Here is an 18,531-nt window from a genome sequence, read left to right as displayed (position 1 = left end):
ACGGCAGATCGGCTCGACGCCGTGGACCTTGCGGTATTCATCGATGAATCGACCATGAATGGTGTCGCGGGTCGAGTTCCCGCGTAAAGAAAGCCGATGGCGGCTTCAGAATCTCGTTGGGCTGCTCGAGATCTCGTATTTCTTTTCGCAGCTGTGCCGGCTCGTCACGCTCAGCCGACGGCAGCTTACGACGCGAGTGCTCGCGTCCGGCCGGTGAAGGGATTGTAGGCCGGGAGCGGCTTGATGAGCGGGTCGAGAAGTTTGCCGGACTGCTCGACGGTGAGGACCTCACTCGGGTCCAGCGGGACGACTTCGCGGAGCGACTCGTCGTATTCCCAGACGTCCTCGCCGACCAAGCGGCCCTCATCGTCGTAGGGCCAGATCATGTGCTCCCGGGTCTTCAGCAAATAGGTGGCCTCGGGGTCGACGGCAACGCCCGCCTCCACGAGGACGCTTCCCGGTGTCTGCTGGTACAGCGTGGCCGACGAGACGATCATGTCGTCGCTGACCGCCAACTTCTCGTCGCCCCCGGTGTAGAAGACGCACTGAGCCGTGCCGGTCCATTCGCGATAGACCCCCTTCACGGCCTCGGCACCAGCGAGCGTGGTGTTCATGCCGAACAGGTTGAAGTGGTAAACAGGCTCCGCGACCGTCATGTCGGGGGCGAAGATCTCTTCGAAGCGGCCCGCCATCTCCAGATAGCGGTGCCGGTTGTAGGCGTGCAGGAGATAGAGGTGGCGGGGGTTCTCCGTCGTCTCGATCAGCCGCTCCACGGCGATGTTGGTCTTGGTGATATCGAAGCGACTCATTTGTTGATTCCTTTGTGCCGAATTATTGTGTCGAACTCATGGAGGGGTGATGGGTCAGGCTCATGAACCGGTCGCCAAGAACTCGACGATGTGCCTGGCGAGTTCCTCACCGGAGTCCTCCTGCAGGAAATGGCCTGCTCCCTGGACGACCGGGTGTTCGATGCTCTGAGCGCCACGCATCTCGGTCTGCAAGACGCCCGCCATCGGGCCGGTGATCGGATCGGAGTCGCTGAACGCCACCAACATCGGTGTCGTGCTCTGGCTCAGCGCCGCCCAGGCCGCCCGGTTGGCCGGCGCGGCCGGGTCATCGGGCGAGGTGGGCACCAGGCCCGGCATCACCCGCGGGCCTGCGCAGTAGCTGTCGTCGGGGAACGGTGCGTCGTATCCGGCGCGTACCGCGTCGCTCATCACCTGGGTGCAACCCCACTGGATGAATTCGCTGACAACGATCGTCGGCTGGCTCTGGATCGCCTCCCGGAACTGCCACCAGATCTCGGGCATCGGAAAGTCGCCGGCAGGCAGACCGGTGTTGGCGGTCACGATGCGCGAAAACCGTTCGGGATGCTCGGCGGCCAGCCGCAACCCGATCAACCCACCCCAGTCCTGGCCGACCAGGGTGACGTTCTTCAGGTCCAACGTGTCGAAGGCGAGCGAGCGCACCCATTCGACATGCCGGGCGTAGGTGTGATCTTCGCGGCGGGTCGGTTTGTCGGAGCGACCGAAGCCGACCAGATCGGGGCAGATGACCCGATGGCCGGCTGCAGCCAGGATCGGGATCATCCGCCTGTACAGAAACGACCACGACGGCTCGCCGTGCAGCATCAGGACCGGGTCTGCGTCCTCGGGACCGGCCTCGACCCACGCCATCCGCAGCGTTCCGCCCTCGGTGTCGTCGACCTCGCAATACCGAGGAGAGTAGGGAAAGTCGGGCAGCTCAGCGAACCGCTCCTCGGGTGTACGCAGCGTCAGCATGGCTGAACCAGGTCGGCCAGTTCGTTCACGGTATGCATCGAATCTCCTTGGTTCTGTTTCGCGGTAGCTATCGACCGCTGACCCGAAGGTATGTGGCGCCGCACACACTGTCTCGGCGCGTTACGCCAAAATTCGGTGCCACGGTTGTGCCCGCGCCACAAGCCGGTGGATTGGGCGACATCACCGGACAGGAGCTCGATTTCCTTCGTCCGATGCGCCGCTTCGACATGGCGTCCTCACATAGGGAACGGCAACCGTCCGGCCGATCTGGTTGTCGCGGCTTGCTCTGTCCCGGGTGTCGAGAAACCCGCCGACGAGTCCGACGCCCGCGTTGTCGGCGATTGTGATTTTTCCACGGTTCGTAGCCGGAATGGCAGGTCAGCCGGGTGCGGATGTGTGATGCGAGCACAATCGACATCGGAAAGACTGTTATCCCGCAACGAGAAGATTGTGAACTGCGTCTCCTACTGTGGCGTGTCGTGGCCGCAGATGTCCTGCGGCCGGCAGACCTCCGCATTACGCCGCGGATCGGCGGCAGGAAGGAACCGCGACATGAGCCGGTTCGACATCACCAAGACCAACATCGCCGTGGAGCGGCTGATCGAGACCACCGACAACCCGCGCCACCTGTACCTGCTGCACGCCTACAACCGGCACCGCTACCTGGAGATGGCCGGCCGCTGGCGAGAGATCTTCGACCCGGAGATGACCGTCGAGCACCCCGTCTACAACTTCAACGTGTTCGGCATCAACACTGTCCTGGACGGGGCCGAAGCAGTGCAGGCCGTCTACAACGAATGGTCCGGCACCGGACAGTGCATCTTCTACACCGACAACGAAAAACTCGCGGTCGGCGACAACACGATCTGCTCGACAGCGGCGATCTATCAGCAGACACCCGGCGCCATCCTCGCCGGGGCCGGCGCGGACGTCGACCCGGACGCTACCTATCTCGTCAAGAACGTCGAGCACATGATCTGGCCCTACGACGACCAGGGCCGTCTGGTCGGGGAGGACGTGTGGGAGATCGATGAATCCAAGCGCGAGATCATCAAGCTCGACCCGTCGGAGGTGCTCACGGTCGAGCAGTCCGAAGTCCTGCTGGCCTCGCTGATCAAGCCGCTGCCCGCCCGCACATTCTGAACGCAGACGATCGACCATCCGAGGATGTCGCCGCCTCAGCGGTTCCCCGGTGGTCTGTTGCGCCCAGATCATTCAGGAGTTGTACGTGATCAATGGACTGACCATGGATGACTATCCGCTGTCGCTGACCGCGGTGGTGGAACGCGCCGAGCGCTTCCACAACACAGCGAAGGTCGTCTCGCGCCGCCCCGACGGCAGCGTCGACCGGACCACGCTCGGCGCGTGCGCCATACGCGCGCGCCGGCTGGCCTCGGCCTTGGCAGAGCTCGGAGTCGGCGACGGCGACCGGGTCGCGACGCTGTTGTGGAATCAGGCCGAGCACCTCGAGCTGTACTTCGCGGTTCCCGCGATGGGGGCGGTCGTACACACCCTCAACCCCAGGCTGCATCCCGATGAACTCGCCTTCATCGTGGAAGACGCCCAGGACCGGGTGATCGTGGTCGACGAATCCCTGCTCGAGGTGTTCGAGAGCTTCCGCCACACGCACCAGTTCGAGCACGTCATCTCCATTACCCGCGAGGGCCCGACGCCCGACGGGATGCTCGACTTCGAGTCCCTGATCGACGCTGCGGAGCCGATGGTGTGGCCGACTCTCGACGAGCGACGCGCCGCCGCAATGTGTTACACGTCCGGCACCACGGGCCGACCGAAAGGGGTGGTGTATTCGCACCGGGCGCTGGTGCTCCATTCGCTGACCGCGGCACTCCCCGATGCGCTGGGGGTCTCGGCACGGGACACTCTGCTGCCGGTCGTGCCCATGTTCCATGCCAACGCCTGGGGTCTCCCCTATGCGGCCGCTCTGCTCGGTGCGGGGCTGGTACTGCCCGGATCGCGGCTGGACTCGGCCAGCGTGCTGGATCTGCTCGCCGACGAACAGGTCACCATGACGGCGGGAGTCCCGACCGTGTGGATGGCGATGCTCGACGCGCTCGACGCCGAACCGCAACGCTGGGATCTCAGCCGCCTCGATCGGCTGATCGTCGGCGGTGCCGCGGTGCCGCGCAGCATGCTCGAGGGATACGACCGCCACGGCCTGACGGTCGTCCAGGCGTGGGGAATGACCGAGACCGCGCCGCTGGGCGCCGTCAGCCGCCTCCCCGCAGACCTCGAGGAGAGCGGGACGGATGAGCGATACAAGTTCCGTGCCCGGCAGGGAGTCGCCATGCCGTTCGTCGACATTCGCGCACGCAACGACAGCGGTGATTTCATCGAGTGGAACGACCGCGAGATGGGTGAACTGGAAGTGCGCGGACCTTGGGTGGCCGCCGAATATCACAACGGCAAGGGCGCGGACAGTTTCACACCGGATGGCTGGTTCCGCACCGGGGACATCGTCCGCATCGACCACCGTGGCTGCATCTGGATCTGCGACCGGGCCAAGGACATGGTGAAATCCGGTGGTGAGTGGATCTCCTCGGTGGACCTGGAGAATCACCTGATGGCGCACCCGGCCGTGGCGGAGGCGGCGGTCATCGCCGTTCCCGATGCGCGGTGGGGCGAGCGCCCTCTGGCGGTCATCGCGCTGCGCGACGGTGCGGCAACGGATCCGGACCAGTTGCGCGAGCATCTGGGAACGGAATTCGCCCGCTGGCAGCTGCCCGAACGATTCGAGTTCGTGACCGCGATTCCCCGGACGGCCACTGGAAAGTTCAAGAAAATCACTTTGCGCGAACAGTTTTCGGCCGCCGATCGGCCGTGACCTGCCAACTCGATCGTGGCCGAAAGCAGCTCCTCGGCCACGATCGACGCGAGGCGATACCCCCAGCGATGGATACCACCGTCGCTGGGGTGCTGTTGCCCTCGGTTTCGCTAGAAGCCATCTGCGGGCGGTAGTTGGGTTGCTGTTGCATCCAGCGCGATTGATCGGGCGCCGATCAATCGCGCGAGGGGTCGGGTTGCCATGGGACATAGAGTCGCCCGTCGGCTTCTGCTGCTTGCTCGGCCGAATGGAGCTGGAACGGAGTGATGCCGCCACCCTCCCACGGACCGACCGATCCGGCGGCGACCGCGGCAGACGACTTGGGCGTCAGGTCGATCTCGTTGCGCACCACGGTGATCGGGCGATCCGCGAGGGTGAACCAGTCCAGGTCGAGGAAATCGTGGCTGCCCTGGGTGAGGGCGCCACGGCGCATGGCGTCGGCGAGGCGGGTGGCCATGCCCGCGGTCCGCAGGTGGCCCTCGTTTGCCTCGAACAGGCCGGCGCCGTCGTGGAGGTAGCCGGTTTCGAAGAGGGAGACCACCATGGCGAGCAGGCTGAAAGCGCGCGGGTCGTCGTTGGCGCGCGCCATGAAAGCGAAGACCTCGATCTCGTTTTCCAAGGTGGTGCCGTATCCGGCGAGCACATGCACCCAATCGTGCTGGGCCAGCAGTGGCGGCGCCGAACCAGGCAGACCTGGGGTGACGAAGCCGCGATCGCGGTAGAAGTCCGCGACGCCGCGGCCGAGGGTCCCCACCGGCAGGTCGCGCAGCGACGCCCAGCGTGCGGCCAGCGCCGGGTCGTCGCTGACCTGGCCCCAGGAACTGTCCAGGCTCTGGGTGTGCAGCGCGGTCAGCCTGCGCGGGTCGAGGCCGCCGAGGTATCCGTTGCGTGCGAAATCGACCGCGGCGAGATCGATGGCGCCGTCGGCGTACTTGTGCGCCACCGCGATCATGTCGTCGTCGACGTCCAAAGCGTCGGCGAACTCCCGCAACCGGGTCGCGACCACCGGCGGCAGCGGCCGCACCACCAGCGCAGCCAGCAGCATGGTCTGCACGATCCGTTCACGGAAGATCCGGTTGCGCCGAGCCAATCCGACCGCGAATTCCGGCGCGGTGATGGACTCCAGTGTTGCCAACTCGACCGGGTGGCCGGTCATGGACAGGAACAGCGCGGGAATCAGCAACTGCTGCAACGGTGTCAGACCGTCCTCCCCCTGCGCGGCCGTGACGACACCGCGCGCGAGTAGCTGCACCTCGTCGAGGTCTGGCGGGGTCAGCAGAACATCGTCCATCCGGTTCACTCTCCGGCTTCTCGAGCATCGGTTTTCACGGCTCATTATCGATGCGAATCGATCTCTGCGCGTAGCTGTTTCGCCATCGGCGTACACGCTGTGAACCTCGTTGAGATCACCGAGCGATTCCTTGTGCCACCGAAAGGAATTCGCTGAGCCTTGTGCTGCCCTGCCGGCCGACCGGCGTCCGTGTCTGGAAGGACGCTACTTCTGTGCCGCGAGCACGATGAGGTCGACCACCGCGCCTGGCGCGGACACGCTGACCGCATGCGAGGCCGGAACCTCGACGCTGTGCGCCGCGGCACGTTCGGCCATGAACCGCTGCGTCTCGATCGGGATGTTCCGGTCCTCGGTGGTGAGCAGTGCATAGGCGGGGACGATCCGCCAGGAGGCCGCCGTCGCGGGCTGCCGCAGCGCGTCGAGCGCCACCGGCCGCTGGGTGACGGCCATCAGCGCGGCCGCCGCGGCGGACACGTCGGCGGCGAACTGTCCGTGGAACTCCTCCTGCCGGATGGTGAGTTCGGTGCCGGAACTCCCATCCGGCAGGGGGTACTCACCGGGCCGGGTGGTCGGGCCGAGGGTGGATCCGGGGAAGCGGTCGGTCAGCTCCAGCGCGCTCTCGCCCTCGGCGGGTATGAACGCGGCGATGTAGACCAGCGCCGTTACGGTGTCCTGCGCGGCGGCGGCCACGGTGATGACGCTGCCGCCGTAGGAATGGCCCACGAGGACGCACGGTCCCTCGATACCGTCGACGACGGCGGCGACATAGGCGGCGTCGCTGTCGAGGCCGCGCAGCGGATTGGCCGCAGCGACGACCGAATAGCCCTGTGCGCGAAGCGGTTCGATGACACCGTTCCAGCTGGAGGAGTCAGCGAACGCGCCGTGAACCAGCACGATGGTCGGCTTCGGGGCGGTGGTGGGCTCGGTGCTCACGAAGGTTCCTTTCGAAGAATCGGATACGAGGCGGGCGTGATCAGGCGGGGAACAGCGCGGCCCGCAGCACCGAGACAGCTTGCGCAACAGCGGCTTCGGCAGCGTTGGTGGCGTGCATGGAGTTGACCATGACGAAGTCGTGGATGATGCCGCCGTAGCGAGTCTGAATCACCGGCACGCCCGCGGCGCGCAGCTTGGCCGCGAAGGCCTCGCCCTCGTCGCGCAGCACATCGGCCTCGGCGGTGATGACGAGCGCGGGCGGCAGCCCGGCGAGTTGGTCGGTGGTGGCGCGCAGCGGGGAGGCGGTGATCTGGGCCCGGTCGGTCTCGCTGGTGGTGTACTGATCCCAGAACCACTTCATGCCCTCCCTGGTCAGGAAGTAGCCCTCGGCGAACTGCTGGTAGGAGCCGGTGTCGAAGGCGGCGTCGGTAACGGGGTAGAACAACACCTGCTGGGCGAAGGTCAGGTCGCCGCGCTCCTTGGCCATCAGCGTCAACGCGATGGCCATGTTGCCACCGACCGAATCGCCCGCGACCGCGATGCGCGTGGCGTCGAGACCCTTGTCCGCGCCGTGGGTCGTCACCCACTGGGCCACGCGATAGGACTGCTCATTGGCCACCGGGTAACGCACCTCGGGAGAGCGGTCGTACTCGGGGAACACGACGGCGGCCTGCACGCCCACGGCGAGGTCGCGGACCAGGCGATCGTGGGTGTGCGCGTTGCCGAAGACCCAGCCCGCGCCGTGGGTGTAGACGATCACCGGCAGCGTCGCGGTCGCGTTGCGCGGCTTGACGATCCGCGCGCGCACCGAACCGGTCGGACCGCCCTCGACGGTGATCCACTCCTCGTCGATCTCGGGCTTGTCGATCGGCGAGTCCTGCACCGAATCGACGGCCTTGCGGCCTTCCTCCGGCGGTAGCTGGTAGAGGAACGGGGGTTGCGAGGTCGCGTCGACGAACTCCTGCGCGGCCTGCTCCAGCGAGATGTTCAGCGGGTTTCCGGTCATCCTCGGATGCCTTTCGGTGTGTGTGACAAGGGTTGCGCCTCATCCAGTTTCGACCGAGCAAACCCGCTCGCGCCCCTCGCTACCGGCCGTGAATCCCCCCGATCAGGACGCGGCGGCGATCGCAGGCCCGGTATCGGTCATCGCGCCCGTCGAGCGGAACCGCTGCTGGTACTTGCGCGGCGAGACGCCGAGCCGGGCCACAAACGCGCGGCGCAGCGCCTCGCTGCTTCCGTACCCGGCGGCCATCGCGGCCTCGGTGACGCTGTGCCCCGTGTGCAACATGTCGCGCGCGACCCCGAAGCGGATGAAGGCGACGTACTCGGCCGGCGAGCGCTCGAGTTCGGCGCGGAACAGCCGTGTGAGGTGCCGGACACTGACTCTGGCGTGATCGGCCAGAGTCTGCACCGTGTGCGGGAACGCGGGATCCGCACAGACTAGGTCGACGACCTTGCGGACAAGCGGGCTGCGCGGCGCCGGCCCGCTCAGCGAGGCCGAGAACTGCGATTGCCCGCCCGCGCGCTGCATGTAGACCACCAGCAGCTGGGCGACGCGCCTGGCGACGTCCGCGCCGTGGTCCTCCTCGACGATCGCCAGTGCGAGATCGAGGCCCGCCGCGACTCCCGCCGAGCTGTACAGGTAGCCGTCGCGCACGAAGATCGCGTCCGGCTCCACCCGCGCCGCGGGATATCGGCGCGCGAGGTCGGCCGCGAACTTCCAGTGGGTGGTCGCGCGGCGGCCGTCGAAGAAGCCGAGCTCGGCCAGCACGAAGGCGCCGCTGCAGATCGAGGCCAGCCGCCGCGTGTTCCAGGCCAGGTGCCGGGCCGCCGCGATCACCTCGGGCGTTACGAACTTCGACGGCGGCAGCTCGCTGCCGGGGATCACGACCGTGTCGAAGCGGCCTGCCTCGGCAGCCGCGGCGCTCACCTCGATCCGCGCGCCGATGGAGGTGAGCACGCTCTTTCCGTTCGGCGAGACCAGCACTACGTCGTAGCCAGAAACCGCCTGATTGGCCTCGACGAACACTTCCGCGGGGCCCGCGAAGTCGAGCATCTTGACGCCGTCGAACACCAGGATGCACACGCGCCGACGGGGCGGCTCCGCATAGTTGGAGGACATGTCAACATTATTGTGGAGCCATGCCTCCAGAACAAACGGGTGTGGGGCATCTCGCAGATCGATTGGTACGGTGAGCCAATGGGACGGCCACGACAGTTCGACGAGTCGAGCCTGCTCGACGCCGCGACGGAACTGTTCTGGTCGCAGGGATTCGACGAAACGTCCGTGGGAGATGTCTCGGCGGCGACCGGAGTCGGGAACGGCAGCATCTACGCCGCCTACGGCAGCAAGCGCGGTCTGTTCCTCGCTGTCTTCGAGCGATACTGCGAGCAGCGCGCCCGGTTCGTGCACGAGGCCGTGACGTCCGCGCCCGGCTCCGCGAGATCGGCTGTGCGGGAGCTTCTGTGGGCCGTCGTCGACGACTGCGCCGCGCGGCCGGACCGGCGCGGATGCCTGATGCTCAACAGCATCGCCCAGCTCGGTACCCGGATCCCCGAAGTCGCCACCATCGGCAACAGGACCACCGAGGCCATGGAGCGCAGCGTCGCCGAACGACTCCGCCGCTCCACCGATCCCGTCGACTTGCACGAGGCCACCCTCTCGGCCCACAGTGCCACCATCGTCGTCGTGGCCCAGGGGTTGATCCAGTTGAGCCGCTTGGGAGTTCCGCGCGAGCGCTTGGGCGAGATCGCGGATGTCTCGAGCCGCGCCCTGCCGCCCGCATGGGCGGGCCAGCACACGTCCACTGACGGTCCGGCATCAACTCGTCGCGCGCGGAGCGCATCGGCACACTCCCTGTTCCGCGACCCGGGCTCGCGCGAAATTCGCCACTAACTCGGTACAGGTACAACATCCCGGGGAGAACGGGGGCTTGGGCCGGGGCCGAGAAGTGCTGCGGCTGCGGCCCACCCGAAAATGGATTCGAGGGCGAGACGTTCGGTGAGACCGACGGGTGCGTACCCGCCCATCGCGAATACGAATGCCACGAACCCCGAAGCCGTAAGTGCCGCAGCTACCGCCGCCGCCATCGCGAACCGAGGCGCCGTTCTCCGCATCGTCCAGGCGATCAGTGGGAGCACGGCCAACTGCGTGAAGAACGCCGGCAGGGAGACGAGGACGTGCAGACCGAGGTCGACATTGCCCGGGATCGCGGACGACCCGACCCAGCTCGCCGCGGTCAGGATCCACAGCCCGACGTAACCGTACCGCGCCCACCACGATTCGATCGCGGACCGCAGGCCGATTCCAGCGCCCGCCAGCAGCACCATGCAGACCGCACTACCGATATTGAACAGGGCGTGCCACGGTGAGCAGGACGCCAGCACACCGACCGAGCGCTGCTCGACCGTGCACTCGGTCCAGCCGAGATCGCTGATGGTGTGATGCAGGAACTGGTATTCGACCGGCCACGCTGCCACCACGAGAAACTGAATCACCACGTAAACGCAGACGACCACCGCGAACGATACTCGTGCTCCACGAAACCGATGATGCCCCAAACGATCCACCCACATACGTAGCCATACGCTGCCTCGAACATACCTCATCGAGATCGACAGTTGCTCGGACGCAACAGCTTGACGGGGTAGCGGGATCGGGCGGCAGGTGGCGGGTCAGGCCTCGACGCGCTGCACGGTGATCTCGTACTGGTCCACCGCCCCGTCCCACTGCGCCACCAGCGCGCCGCCCTCTTCTCTGGACTTGCGCATGTCGTGAAGACACAGGGCGAGGTCGTCCGAGCGGGGGTCACAGAACGCGCCCAGGTGCGATCGGATCCCCGCGTGTTCCACGGCCGCGAGCGCTGCCTCCGTCTCCGCATCCGTTCTTCCGCACGCTACGAGGCTGTCGAAGCCTTCGCCCATACCGGTAGCGACCCGCAGGGCGTCGAGAAGCGTTCCGTCCGAGGCGATTCTGGCCCGCGTCACGCACCAGGTCTTCGCGGGCAGGTCCGGTGCGGTGAGGTCGACCCCGTGGCGTGCGGTCAGGCGCGCCAGATCGACCCCCTTGACCCGAGGCCAGCGGTCGGTGCCTTCCAGTTCGACGGCCGCCAGGTCCTGCTTGAAAGCGGCTGGGAACTCGGCCGCGGCGTCGATCTCGAACAGCGACCGACTCGCATCGAACCGGAGCGGCGGGTAGCCCACCTCGTCGAGCAGCAGCAGGTTCTCGTTGGTTATCGTCTCCCGGCCGGTGAGAGCGGTCGGCTCCAGCCATGCCGGATCCCTGTTGATCTCGGTTTCGTAGAGCCAGTTGCCGCTGTAGTAGGCCGCGTATTCCGCGCCGGAATCGAAGTCCGACAGCGGATGGCCCAGCAGGACACCGAAAGCCTGCCGCAGCAACGACTCCCAGTCGTCATCAGTGGTGGGGGTCGAGAGGTTGGACGTCACGGTCCCGACTTTCATGAGTTGAGACCGTGACGACACGGTGAACGTGGGTGCACGGTCCGGAGCAAAAGTTCCGGACCGACTGTAGACGTACCCGCTGACATCGTCCCGCACCATCGTGGTGCTTCACCCGCCCATAACCGATCCAGTCCTGTTGGGCGGCTTCGGATTCGCGTAGCGCAATTGTCCAGCGATCACTGGACACGGCACCCGCGCTCAGCTCAGTGTGAACGTCGCCGTACCCGAGATCTGCTCCATCTCCCTGTCGTTCGAGTCCAGCGCGACGATCCGAGCCTCCACCCGGCCGACGCCCGGCGCCGTGCCGAAACCGACGATCACGCCGTCCACCGTGTCTTGGACGACACCGTTCACGACGCGGTGCTTCTGCCCGTCCGCGTACCCGGAATCCAGGTTCTTGAAGCGCACAGCGACCTTCCAGTCCAAGCAGCCGTCCCCGGTCTGGGTGACCTTCACCCGCACGCCGAACGTGCCAGGCTTCTCCTGTCGCACGGCGGCCGCGTCGATGATCGCGGAGCAGCTGGTCGGAACCAGGCGCGTCAGGGTCGGCGAGAACGGAAAGTCCGGGTCATGCGGAATGGCGGTAGACGGCGCTGCGAGCCCGACCATCCCGGCGGCGGCCACCGCTGCGACGACACCGGCGCGGACCGAAAACTGTTGCAGCTGCGTGCGATTGAGAGTCATGCCCGGTTTGTCGGGTCTCCAGAAACCGCTGTTACCACAGTAGTTACGTTAGTGAAATCACTGTAACATCCGGAATAGGCGCCACTCGATGACAGCTCGATTCCTCGCTCGGCCAACAACGGCCGCAACGAGATCGCCATACACAACCCGCGCATGGCCATGACTTCACGCCAACTTGCCGGAACCGCAAGAAGGCGTGCCAGATCCTGGTTGGCCCAGCAAGACTCGTCGCGTTCCGACAGAAGGAGCCCGGATGAGCACCACCGATTGCGGTCACATTCCGGGACGGCGTCTACTCGACACCGACCTGGAACCACGGATCCGAATCACCTTCTCGCCGAGTTTGTTTCGTTGTCGCTACAGTCGAGGCGTTGGACCCCGGCTGCGGCGACGGGGGTGACGCGCTGTGACTCGGACACCCGCACGGCAAGTTCGGCTCGATCTGCGCCCACTACCCGAATGCCGACATCGAAAGGACTAGAAGTGCCCCACTACCGAGTCAGCTCCACGAGCTCGGCCCCAGCCACCAGAGTGTGGAGTCTGCTGATCGATGGCCGTAGCTGGCCTCGATGGTCCTCCGGGCTGGATGAGCTGGTCGAGGAACGCTCGAGCGGACTCGATCCGCACGGCCGAGACGAAGTAGGAGCGGTCCGAGCGTTCCGCACCGGCCGAGTCGTCACGGGCGAGCGACTGACAGAGCTGGTGCAGAATCGGCGCCTGTCGTACGAGGACGCCTTCAACTTCGCACTGAAGGACTACCGCGCTGTCGTGGAGCTGAAGCCGGCCGCAACGGGCGGCACAACGATCACCTGGCACGGCACCTGGCGGATGCGACCTGGCATCGGCTGGATCATGCCGTTCGTCCTTCCCCGTGTGATGCAGCGAATGGCCGACGACCTCGCCGACTACGCCGCCGACGCGACCGGGTGAAGCGACTGGACTGTCGCGTCCTCGTCTATCGCGACCGGCTCAGGCTCGCCAGTACGGCCTTCGCCGCGCGCTCGCCCGAAGTGGCTGCGTCGGCGAGCGAGGGCAGATCGAGCTGATAGTCGCCGGCGAGGTAGATGGTTCCGAGCGGATTACGCAACGTCGGAGGCGAATTCCGCCGCCCGGGCGCCCAGAAGGGCACGACCCGACGGTGTCGCCGCACGATGCCCTCACCCAGCTTCCCTCCAGCGCGGGGAACACTGTGAGCAGGTCCGTGATGAATCGCGACACGATCTCCTCGTCGGACAGGTCGAACAACGCGTCGGCCTGAGCGCCGCCTGCGAAACAGGCCAGTGCTCCACCTGGCTTACGATCGTCGCCGCTGCGCATCGCCGCGGCGTCGTTGAACATCGCCTGGAACGACAAGGGGCGCGGTGTCTATTCGCCGCTTTCGAGATCGAGCACGGCGATCAGCAGGCGGCGCAGACTATCCAAGTCGTCTTCGCCGAGTGCCTGGCTCCATCGCTGTTCGACCTGTTCGCCCGCGGCTCGCGTCACCCGCAGCGCGTACCGGCCGCGGTCGGTGAGGCACAGCAGTTTGGCGCGGGCGTCGGCGGGGTCGCTCACGCGCGACACATACCCGGCGCGCTCGAGGGTCACCGCGACCTGAGCGACCGCCTGTGGGGACACCCCGATGTCGGTGGCCAAATCCACCGCACGCCGACCGCCACCGAGAAGCCGGGCCAGTACCAGCACATGCGCAGGACGCAACCCGTCCAGACCCTCAGCGGCGAACACCCCCCGCAAGGTACGAGTGTTTGCCTCGGCCAGGGCTTGGACCAGACCGGGAACGGTACGGTGCGCGCGGAGGGTCATGACCAGCACTCTGACAGGCCACTCTCTCCCTCGACAAATAGACAAGACCCTTGTCTATAATCGCGTATGCGTCTGACCCGACCGCTGCTGGCCGTCCTCACCGCCGCAGCACTCCTGCTTACCGCCGCAGGCTGCACCGCCCGACCCGGCGACGCGGCCGCCCAACCCACCGGATCGACCGAGCACTCGCTGGAAAGCGGTGGAATCTCGCGCGACTACCGCGTCTACCGGCCCGCCGGTGCGCGCGCCGGCGCTGCGCTGGTGGTCGTCCTGCACGGCGGATACGGTTCCGGCGCGCAGGCCGAACGCGCCTACGGCTGGAACGAACAAGCAGACTCCGACGGTTTCGTGGTCGCCTACCCCGACGGCCTCGCACGCGCATGGAACACCGAAGGTGGCGATTGTTGCGGGCCCGCCGAGCGCCGATCCGTCGACGACGTCGCGTTCATCTCCGCGATGGTCGCCGCCATCACCAACGACCACGGAATCGATCCCTCCCGGGTGTATCTCACCGGCATGAGCAACGGCGGAATCATGGCCTACACCCTCACCTGCCGCACCACACTCTTCGCCGCCGTCGCCCCGGTGGCCGCGACACAGCTTGCCGACTGTCCCACTCCCGCACCGGTTTCGGTACTGCACATCCACGGCACCGCCGACGAAGCCGTCCGCTACGACGGCGGCCCCGGCGACAACACCAGCACCGTCATCGACGGACCACCCGTGCCCGAACTGCACAACCAATGGCGCCGCCACAACGGATGCCCCGACCCGACGACAACCACCGCGGGCCCGGTCACCACCTCCCGCGCCACCTGCCCCGCCGACCGGGAAGTCACCCTGATCACCATCGATGGCGCCGGCCACCAGTGGCCGGGAGCCGACCGCACCCCGATGCGCGAACGCCTCCTGGGCACCGACCCACCCAGCACGGCCCTGAATGCGACCGCCACCATCGCGCAGTTCTTCACCCAACACCATCGATGACGTTCGGCGCCAACACTTCCGAGACCTCCGGCCGAACGAAACCGTTCATGTTCGTCTACTCTGCACAGGCATACGACACCGCGATCGCCCGCGCCGGTGGACCGATGATCTACATCGAGGGCACCAAACACCTCAACTTCACAGACCAGCAACTGTTCTCGCCGCTGCTGAGGCTGCTCGGCCTCACCGGCGACATCGACCCGCGGCGGTCGATCACCATCGTCAACGACTACCTGCTCGCATTCTTCGACGAACACCTCCGTGGTCGGCGTGGAGCCTTACCAACCGGACCCGATCCGAACCACCCCGAAGTCCAATTCGCCACGAGCACATTCGCCCAACGATGAGCGCATACCCCGTCGGCCGTCTCCGCGCAGGACCTGGCACCGGCCGACTGGACTACTGGGTGGCAGGGCGCGGTATCGGCCGGAATTATGATGCCAGCCGTATCAGGACCGGTTGGTCGCGGCTCTGGTACGGCCGGCATCACAGGTGCGGTGGCACCGAGCAATCCGCGAAGTCCGGCTCTTGTAGCTGGCTGACCAGTTCGGGGCACGCGTCGCGCACCTGCCTGGCGATCTCGACGAACGACCGGACCAGCGGCGTCTCATGGTCCCCACGCCAACCGACAGCGACCTCGTTCGGGCCGGCATCGGCGACGTGAACCAGCCGCACCCCTGGAAAAGGGATCCATCGGGCGCAGGCCACCGTCAGTACCACCCCGACGCCGGTCGCGACCTTGTGCAGTTCCTCGAGCAATGAGGACGAACGGCCCACGACCGGCGCGGCCTGCCCCCTCGATGAGCATCCAACTCCCAGAAGGCATTCCACACCGGATCCAGGGTCGCCGCACCGAGTAGTGGTTCGTGCAGCAACTCCTGCGCGGAGACCACCGTGCGATCCGCCAGTCGGTGGCTCGACGGAACCATCACCATCACCGGTTCGGCGAACAGTCGCTCGAACCGCACTCCGTCATCGACGAACGGCCGCCGCGCGAACGCCACGTCCACCGACCCGTTCACCAACCCGACAGTCGGATCCTCATAGCTGAAATGCCGAAAGTCCACCGATACCCCGGGGTGACGCTCCCGGAACACCGACAGAATCGGTTCGGTCAGGGTCAGTGCGGCCCCTTCCATCGCACCCAGGACCAGACGATCGTGCTCGCCGCGATGCACCGCCCGGGCCCGCTCGATTGCCGCGCTCAGACCGGTCAATGCGCCCCGCAGATCTTGCAGGAAAACCGAACCGGCGGCGGTGAGCTCGACATTGCGTGTGGTTCGTACGAAGAGCACGACATCCAGCGAGTGCTCCAGCTGCTTGATCTGACTGCTCAGTCCCTGTTGGGATACGTGCAGCCGCTGTGCGGCCCGGGTGAAACTCAGCTCCTCCGCTACCGCGATGAAGTACTGCAGCTGCCGCGTGTGAACCTCCATGCCGCGCAGTCTAGGACCGACGAGCAGATGAAGAGGTCGTCTTTCACACATGGCCCGGCTCGGCAGCAACCTGCCAGCGGCCCGTCAGCCACACTGTCCGCTACCGGCGACTCCGATCGACAACTCACAATTGTCACTTATCCGAGAATAAGGATTTCGTGCCCTATTTGTTTCTCCGGCAGGAGCACGAGAGACCTGATCGACAGTCGGGCTGACTGAGATTGACAACGATTCCTTGTAGATCACTGAAGAGTGGATGTTTCACAACAAGTCCCTTGCGCACTAGCATTTGTCGGCGTGCGCGGACGGTCGCTCCGGGCCGTGCACGCTCCACATTCGCCGGTGGGGTGATCTCGGATAGACGGCACCATCCGACAATCGGCCTGATCCCCCGATTGCCCGATGGTGCCTGCCGTCGCGAACGTTCCCCTGCAAGACCGATTGGGTTCCGTATGAAGATGAGGGTCTTCGCCATCGTCGCGCTCACAGCCGGGGTGCTCATTACCCCGGCCATCCACCAAACCACGCCCGCCACAGCCGATCCCGGCGACATTCACGGCCCGCTCAGCACCCGTGGCCGGTTCATCGTCGACTCGGGCGGGAACCGGGTGAAGCTGAAATCCGGGAACTGGCACGGTGCCAGCGGTACCTGGAACGGCAACGGCGACGAGGCGGATCCGGCCAACCACGGTGGGGAGAACGGTCGTCGCGCGCCGCTCGGGCTGGACCGGGTGCCGATGGACAAGCTCATCGGCGACTTCAAAGCATTGGGGCTCAACAGTATTCGGCTGCCGTTCTCCAACGAGATGATCACCGACAGCCATACGGTGACCGGGCTGACCGCCAATCCGGAACTCAATGGACTTCGTCCACTCGACGTGTACGACCGAGCGGTCGAGGCGCTCACCGACGCCGGGCTCGCCGTTATCCTCAACAACCACACCACGACTACCCGCTGGTGTTGCAGCCTCGACGGCAATGAGCGCTGGAACTCCAGTCAGTCCTGGGAGGAGTGGATCGAGGACTGGAAGTTCATGGCCGCCCGCTATAGGGGCAATCCCGGCGTTATCGGCGCGGATCTGCGCAATGAGGTCCGCCGCGACACCTGGCACGACCCGAATTGGGGCCTGGGCGACAGTCGCGACTGGTACGACGCCGCGCAGGAAGCGGGCGACGCCATTGTGAGCCACGCGAATCCGGATCTGCTGATCATGATCGAGGGCCTCAACTGGACCGGCATCCCCACCGATCTGACCGGGCACGAACGCCCGATGCTGAAGCCGGTGAGCAAACTGTCGGTCACCCTGAAGCGTTCACACAAGGTCGTTTACGCGGCGCACTTCTACGGTTACATCGGCCCCAACCACACCGGCGCGACCGGTACCGGCGAGACGCACGACCCTCGCTTCCGCGATATGTCGCGCGCCGATCTGCTGAAGTCCATGGACGAACTCGCGGGTTATGTTGCCACCACGCCGGATACACATTTCACCGCACCGGTGTGGATCAGCGAATTCGGCGTCGGCAAGGACAGCGAAGCCCTGGACAAGGCATGGTTCGGCACCTTGGTCGACTGGCTCATAGACCGGGATCTGGACTTCGCCTACTGGCCGATCGTCGGATTTCACGAGAAGGACAAGGGCAACCAGTGGGGCCTGCTGCGCTACGACACCGCCGGTGGTCTGCGCAGTGTCACCGATGCCGACGACTGGCGCGGCGCGCACATCAGCCGATTGCTGGCCGCGAACGGAAAGACCGGACAGGTTGCGCCGGTCCGAACCTGGTCCATGCTCAACGCGATTCACGAGGATGACAATCGTTCGCTGCGGGCCGCGGCCGATTGGGACCCGGGCCATCACAAGCTCACCTGCCCCGACGACCAGCGGCTGATCGGTATCAGCTCTCGCGGTCAGGGCGGTCTGTGTACCGATGCCACCGAGGTGGACCTCTGGCAACCGGGCACCCAGGCGGTCATGGTGGCGTCGGAGAAGGTCAGCACCGACTGGGCCAATGGTTTTACCAAATACCAGTGCCAGGACGGGCAATTCATGATTGGTTACAGCATGGACGGCGACGGTATGGCCGCCATCCTGTGCGCGCCCGCTCGTAAACCGCTCGCAGGCGCGGGTCGCACCCTCTGGGACGACAAGGAAGACCAGCGTCCGGCCTCGCGTGAGGGCGGCGACTACGCCAACGGCTACCTCAAGGCCCAGTGCAATGCCGACGAGTACGCCGCCGGTATCGGCTTCTCGTACGTCTCCTGGCGAGGCGGCCACCCGGATGCCCTCTACTGCCGCAAGCTCGGCTGAGTCC

The 18,531-nt window shown here is 66.0% G+C and carries 19 protein-coding genes, 1 pseudogene and 1 other annotated feature (1 of these 21 cut by a window edge); of the genes and pseudogenes, 7 read left to right on the top strand and 13 right to left on the bottom strand.

Annotation, left to right across the window (positions count from 1 at the left end):
* Window positions 1-95 (bottom strand) — a sequence feature (AL1L pseudoknot) (it extends 33 nt beyond the left edge of the window).
* 90 nt (window positions 96-185) lie between these two features.
* Both NL1_RS07515 and NL1_RS07510 read right to left on the bottom strand, forming a co-directional pair.
* The gene (locus NL1_RS07515) at window positions 186-809 is read right to left on the bottom strand and encodes a hypothetical protein (protein ID WP_067835753.1); all 624 of its coding nucleotides are present in this window, start codon (window positions 807-809) and stop codon (window positions 186-188) included.
* A 60-nt stretch (window positions 810-869) separates the two neighbouring features.
* Window positions 870-1,781: a haloalkane dehalogenase gene (locus tag NL1_RS07510; RefSeq protein ID WP_067835752.1), complete on the bottom strand. Its 912-nt coding sequence runs from the start codon at window positions 1,779-1,781 to the stop codon at window positions 870-872.
* A 552-nt stretch (window positions 1,782-2,333) separates the two neighbouring features.
* Here NL1_RS07510 and NL1_RS07505 point away from each other — a divergent pair.
* Window positions 2,334-2,924, top strand: a complete 591-nt coding sequence (locus NL1_RS07505) for a hypothetical protein (protein WP_067835750.1) — start codon at window positions 2,334-2,336, stop codon at window positions 2,922-2,924.
* Window positions 2,925-3,009: 85 nt separating this feature from the next.
* Window positions 3,010-4,623, top strand: coding sequence for a long-chain fatty acid--CoA ligase (locus NL1_RS07500; protein ID WP_245673129.1), 1,614 nt, complete (start codon window positions 3,010-3,012; stop codon window positions 4,621-4,623).
* A 175-nt stretch (window positions 4,624-4,798) separates the two neighbouring features.
* On the opposite strand, the gene NL1_RS07495 is transcribed toward NL1_RS07500, so the two are convergent.
* From NL1_RS07495 to NL1_RS07480, 4 genes are all read right to left on the bottom strand, one after another.
* A complete protein-coding gene (locus tag NL1_RS07495; RefSeq protein WP_067835748.1) occupies window positions 4,799-5,914 on the bottom strand; it encodes a hypothetical protein in 1,116 nt (371 codons plus the stop codon).
* Between the two features lie 204 nt (window positions 5,915-6,118).
* Complete coding sequence (locus NL1_RS07490) at window positions 6,119-6,847, bottom strand: alpha/beta fold hydrolase (RefSeq protein ID WP_067835745.1); 729 nt, start codon at window positions 6,845-6,847, stop codon at window positions 6,119-6,121.
* Window positions 6,848-6,887: 40 nt separating this feature from the next.
* Window positions 6,888-7,853: an alpha/beta hydrolase gene (locus tag NL1_RS07485; protein ID WP_067835744.1), complete on the bottom strand. Its 966-nt coding sequence runs from the start codon at window positions 7,851-7,853 to the stop codon at window positions 6,888-6,890.
* A 102-nt stretch (window positions 7,854-7,955) separates the two neighbouring features.
* Entirely contained in the window at window positions 7,956-8,969 is a 1,014-nt protein-coding gene (locus NL1_RS07480) for a GlxA family transcriptional regulator (protein ID WP_067835743.1), read from the bottom strand.
* A 78-nt stretch (window positions 8,970-9,047) separates the two neighbouring features.
* Here NL1_RS07480 and NL1_RS07475 point away from each other — a divergent pair, with 78 nt between their 5' ends.
* A complete protein-coding gene (locus tag NL1_RS07475; RefSeq protein ID WP_067835738.1) occupies window positions 9,048-9,743 on the top strand; it encodes a TetR/AcrR family transcriptional regulator in 696 nt (231 codons plus the stop codon).
* On the opposite strand, the gene NL1_RS07470 is transcribed toward NL1_RS07475, so the two are convergent.
* The 3 genes from NL1_RS07470 to NL1_RS07460 all read right to left on the bottom strand — a co-directional run bounded on the left by NL1_RS07470 (window position 9,740) and on the right by NL1_RS07460 (window position 11,992).
* On the bottom strand, window positions 9,740-10,348 hold the full coding sequence (locus NL1_RS07470; protein ID WP_218024377.1) for a DUF998 domain-containing protein: 609 nt from the start codon (window positions 10,346-10,348) through the stop codon (window positions 9,740-9,742). The genes NL1_RS07475 and NL1_RS07470 overlap by 4 nt on opposite strands.
* Window positions 10,349-10,522: 174 nt before the next feature.
* The gene (locus tag NL1_RS07465; protein WP_067835736.1) at window positions 10,523-11,308 is read right to left on the bottom strand and encodes a hypothetical protein; all 786 of its coding nucleotides are present in this window, start codon (window positions 11,306-11,308) and stop codon (window positions 10,523-10,525) included.
* A 198-nt stretch (window positions 11,309-11,506) separates the two neighbouring features.
* Window positions 11,507-11,992 (bottom strand): hypothetical protein, encoded by a 486-nt coding sequence (locus NL1_RS07460; protein WP_067835735.1) that lies wholly within the window; start codon window positions 11,990-11,992, stop codon window positions 11,507-11,509.
* A gap of 483 nt (window positions 11,993-12,475) precedes the next feature.
* Here NL1_RS07460 and NL1_RS07455 point away from each other — a divergent pair, with 483 nt between their 5' ends.
* The gene (locus NL1_RS07455) at window positions 12,476-12,922 is read left to right on the top strand and encodes an SRPBCC family protein (RefSeq protein WP_245673128.1); all 447 of its coding nucleotides are present in this window, start codon (window positions 12,476-12,478) and stop codon (window positions 12,920-12,922) included.
* Window positions 12,923-12,947: 25 nt separating this feature from the next.
* On the opposite strand, the pseudogene NL1_RS40005 reads toward NL1_RS07455, so the two are convergent.
* A pseudogene (locus NL1_RS40005) lies at window positions 12,948-13,357 on the bottom strand (FAD-dependent oxidoreductase); the annotation flags it as partial.
* On the bottom strand, window positions 13,358-13,795 hold the full coding sequence (locus NL1_RS07450; RefSeq protein WP_067835880.1) for a MarR family winged helix-turn-helix transcriptional regulator: 438 nt from the start codon (window positions 13,793-13,795) through the stop codon (window positions 13,358-13,360). It lies immediately after the preceding pseudogene.
* A 66-nt stretch (window positions 13,796-13,861) separates the two neighbouring features.
* On the opposite strand from NL1_RS07450, the gene NL1_RS07445 reads away from it, so the two are divergent.
* Both NL1_RS07445 and NL1_RS07440 read left to right on the top strand, forming a co-directional pair.
* Window positions 13,862-14,782, top strand: coding sequence for an extracellular catalytic domain type 1 short-chain-length polyhydroxyalkanoate depolymerase (locus tag NL1_RS07445; RefSeq protein WP_067835732.1), 921 nt, complete (start codon window positions 13,862-13,864; stop codon window positions 14,780-14,782).
* 47 nt (window positions 14,783-14,829) lie between these two features.
* The gene (locus NL1_RS07440; protein ID WP_156094719.1) at window positions 14,830-15,129 is read left to right on the top strand and encodes an alpha/beta hydrolase; all 300 of its coding nucleotides are present in this window, start codon (window positions 14,830-14,832) and stop codon (window positions 15,127-15,129) included.
* A 139-nt stretch (window positions 15,130-15,268) separates the two neighbouring features.
* On the opposite strand, the gene NL1_RS07435 is transcribed toward NL1_RS07440, so the two are convergent.
* Together NL1_RS07435 and NL1_RS07430 are read right to left on the bottom strand one after the other, a co-directional pair.
* Window positions 15,269-15,457 (bottom strand): hypothetical protein, encoded by a 189-nt coding sequence (locus NL1_RS07435; protein WP_067835728.1) that lies wholly within the window; start codon window positions 15,455-15,457, stop codon window positions 15,269-15,271.
* Between the two features lie 35 nt (window positions 15,458-15,492).
* The gene (locus tag NL1_RS07430) at window positions 15,493-16,218 is read right to left on the bottom strand and encodes a LysR family transcriptional regulator (RefSeq protein ID WP_067835726.1); all 726 of its coding nucleotides are present in this window, start codon (window positions 16,216-16,218) and stop codon (window positions 15,493-15,495) included.
* 221 nt (window positions 16,219-16,439) lie between these two features.
* Between NL1_RS07430 and NL1_RS07425 the strand changes: the two genes are divergently transcribed.
* Window positions 16,440-18,527, top strand: a complete 2,088-nt coding sequence (locus NL1_RS07425; RefSeq protein ID WP_218024376.1) for a glycoside hydrolase family 5 protein — start codon at window positions 16,440-16,442, stop codon at window positions 18,525-18,527.
* Window positions 18,528-18,531: the final 4 nt, after the last annotated feature.

It is taken from the genome of Nocardia lijiangensis NBRC 108240 (assembly GCF_001613045.1).
Taxonomy (GTDB): domain Bacteria; phylum Actinomycetota; class Actinomycetes; order Mycobacteriales; family Mycobacteriaceae; genus Nocardia; species Nocardia lijiangensis.
This window is presented reverse-complemented; position numbering and strand designations above follow the sequence as displayed.